Annotated in this window: 3 protein-coding genes; 2 read left to right on the forward strand and 1 reads right to left on the reverse strand. The window is 40.0% G+C overall.

What is annotated here, in order from left to right; genetic code table 11:
• Nucleotides 1-99: 99 nt before the first annotated feature.
• On the reverse strand, nucleotides 100-375 hold the full coding sequence (locus AC1DVB_RS26145) for a MerR family transcriptional regulator (RefSeq protein ID WP_269450004.1): 276 nt from the start codon (nucleotides 373-375) through the stop codon (nucleotides 100-102).
• Between the two features lie 255 nt (nucleotides 376-630).
• On the opposite strand from AC1DVB_RS26145, the gene nirB reads away from it, so the two are divergent.
• Nucleotides 631-3,045: a nitrite reductase large subunit NirB gene (nirB, locus tag AC1DVB_RS26150; protein WP_477591703.1), complete on the forward strand. Its 2,415-nt coding sequence runs from the start codon at nucleotides 631-633 to the stop codon at nucleotides 3,043-3,045.
• Between the two features lie 17 nt (nucleotides 3,046-3,062).
• On the forward strand, nucleotides 3,063-3,338 hold a 276-nt coding region (gene nirD, locus AC1DVB_RS26155), incomplete at its 3' end, for a nitrite reductase small subunit NirD (protein ID WP_477591704.1).

Here is a 3,338-nt window from a genome sequence, read left to right on the forward strand (position 1 = left end):
TGATGACTTTCATGTCCTTTAATATTTCAAGGTGGAAATTTTGTCGAAGAGTGAAATATGGACATAGAACAGCTAATAATTCGCGTCTATAGGCGAAAATCAATTGCGCAGGCCAAAGTGTGCATTCAATTGGCCCTGCAGCATTTTTTTTCGCATTTTTTCCTGTTCAATTTTTCTTTTCTCTTTTAATTTTTCCTGTCTAATTTCATGGGTTTGCACTCCATCCTCTATTTTATCGGCGATTTCCACTAATGCCTTGACGTCGGAAAAAGAGTATTTACGGTTACCACCCTTAGACCTTTCGGGGAAAACGAGTTTTCTTTCTTCATAATACCGGATTTGTCTATCGGATAGTCCGGTTAATTCTCTGACCACACCTATGGAAATTACCTTTCTATCTATATAAGATTCTTTTTGCTGGACGATGAAAATCACCTCATTTTGGATTTATGCTGAATCAATAAGGATATTATATCCTAATTTTCTGAATATTTGTAATAAAAACTAACATTAAATATTAATTTTTAAAAACTATGTAAGATTTTATTACATGATTGTGGCGATAAAAAGTGACGTCACCTATAATCAATCATATCATCCTTTCAAAAAAATCTTATTGGAGGACAAAACATGTCTAAGCAGAAATTGGCGCTCATTGGGAATGGTATGGCTGGAGTAAGATGTATAGAAGAAATTTTGAAAATTCAACCGGATAGGTTTGAGGTGACTGTCTTCGGAAGTGAGCCGCATCCGAATTATGATCGAATCCAACTATCGAATGTATTGCAAGGGGCTACGACGATAGATGATATTACAATAAATGATTGGAACTGGTACAAAGAGAACAATATTACACTTTTTTCAGGTGAAACAGTCACGAACATCGACCCCACAAAGCAAATCATTTACTCAGACACTAATCGCGAAGTCGAATATGATCAATTAATTTTAGCTACCGGATCAATCCCTTTCATACTTCCGRTAAAGGGAGCTGATAAAAAAGGAGTGACCGCCTTTAGAAATATTGAAGATTGCGAAAAGATGATTGAATATTCTAAAGATAATAAAAAGGCTGCTGTCATTGGTGGAGGATTGCTTGGGCTTGAAGCAGCAAGGGGGCTTTTGAATCTAGGTATGCAGGTAGATGTAATTCACCTTTCGGAATATTTGATGGATAGGCAGTTAGATCCAGCAGCAGGAAAAATGCTGCAAAGGGAACTTGAAAGCCAGGGAATGAATTTTTATCTTGGGAAACAGACTCAGGAGGTTTTAGGTGAATTTGATGTCAACGGATTACGCTTTAGTGATGGCGAGGAAGTCAGCGCCGACTTAGTGGTCATGGCAGTTGGGATTAAGCCAAATGTTGCAATGGCCCAAAATTCCGGCATCCCTGTCAATCGAGGAATTATCGTGAATGATTATATGGAGACAAAGATCCCGAATATTTTTGCGGTTGGTGAATGTGCGGAACACCGTGAGATGGTGTATGGTTTGGTCGCTCCCCTATATGAACAGGGCAAAGTATTAGCCAAAAGGATTTGCGGACTGGAAAGCAAACCTTACGAGGGGTCCGTGCTTTCTACTAAGTTAAAAATATCTGGCGTTGATGTATTTTCGGCTGGAGAAATTTTCGAGGATGAACAAGCCAAATCAATCAAGGAATTTAATGAATGGAAWGGTACCTATAAAAAAGTAATGATTCGAAATGGGAAAATTTCTGGTGCGGTATTATTCGGGGATACAAAGGAAAGCAATATCCTATTGAGCATGATCAATAAAAATGCCGACGTTTCGGAATACTTGAATGCTGGAACAAGTGAACCCAGTGTCAGCCTTGTCACTTCGATGTCAAATGAAGAAATCATCTGTGGTTGTAATGGTGTAACGAAGGGTGATATTGTGACGGCTATCGAATCTAATGGTTTAACAAGCATTGAGGAAGTAAAAGGCTGCACAAGTGCTTCGAGATCATGCGGTGGTTGTAAGCCGTTAGTCGGTGATATTCTCGAGCTGACATTAGGCACTGATTTCAGTAAGTCAAACCAGAAGGAATCCATATGTACGTGCACCACTTTATCAAGAGATGAGATTGTTGCCGAAATACGCGAAAAAAATCTGACACATACTCGTGAAGTCATGAATGTTCTCGGCTGGAATACAAGTGATGGATGCTCGAAATGTAAACCGGCACTGAACTATTACTTAGGCATGATCCATCCTGTTGACTATGAAGATGAAAAAGAATCCCGCTATGTCAATGAAAGGCTACATGCAAATATTCAAAAGGATGGTACATTTTCCGTTGTGCCAAGAATGTATGGCGGCGTCACAAATCCCGATCAATTACGGAAAATAGCAAATGTTGCCGATAAGTATAATGTTAAGTTACTTAAGGTAACAGGCGGTCAAAGAATAGATTTGTTCGGCGTTGAAAAAGAGGACCTTCCAAGCGTATGGGCCGACCTTGATATGCCTTCTGGATATGCGTATGGAAAAACGCTTCGAACTGTGAAAACATGTGTCGGTGAAAACTTTTGCCGGTTTGGCACCCAAGATTCAATCGGTCTGGGTATTGCCATGGAGAAGAAATTCGAACGTGTTGGCACACCGCATAAGGTTAAGATGGCTGTGTCGGCATGTCCTCGTAATTGTGCTGAATCCGGTATCAAAGATCTTGGTGTTGTCGGTGTTGACGGTGCATGGGAAATTTATATTGGCGGCAATGGCGGTACCCATTTACGAGCTGCTGAATTATTATGTAAAGTGAAAACAAGTGATGAGGTAATTGAAATTACGGGTGCGTACATCCAACATTATCGAGAGACTGCCAATTATTTAGAAAGAACGTCGGTCTGGGTTGAGCGTGTCGGGTTCGATACCATTAAGGCGATTATTGGTGATAAGCAAAAAAGGATGGAGCTTAACCAACGTTTGGATGAGGCCTTATCCGTATTGCAAGAACCGTGGAAAGAAATCATTGAGAGCAATGCGATCCAAACCGGTTTATTTCAAAAAGTGAAAATTCCGGCTATATCAAATAAATGAATATGGGGGCAGCCTAAATGGGGAAAACACTTCAAAAGATAAAGGTCTCAACCGTAAATGAAATACCAAAAAACCTGGGGAAAACAGTAACCATAGGATCTCATGAAATTGCTCTTTTTCATTTAGCAAATGGTGAATTCCGGGCTATTGAAAATCGTTGCCCACACAAAGGTGGGGTACTTGTGGAAGGCATCGTGAGTGGTGATCACGTATTTTGCCCGATGCATGACTGGAAAATCAGTGTCAAAAATGGAGAAGTCCAAAAACCTGATAATGGTTGTGTAAAGACATAC

It is taken from the genome of Peribacillus sp. P4_D6 (assembly GCF_056401795.1).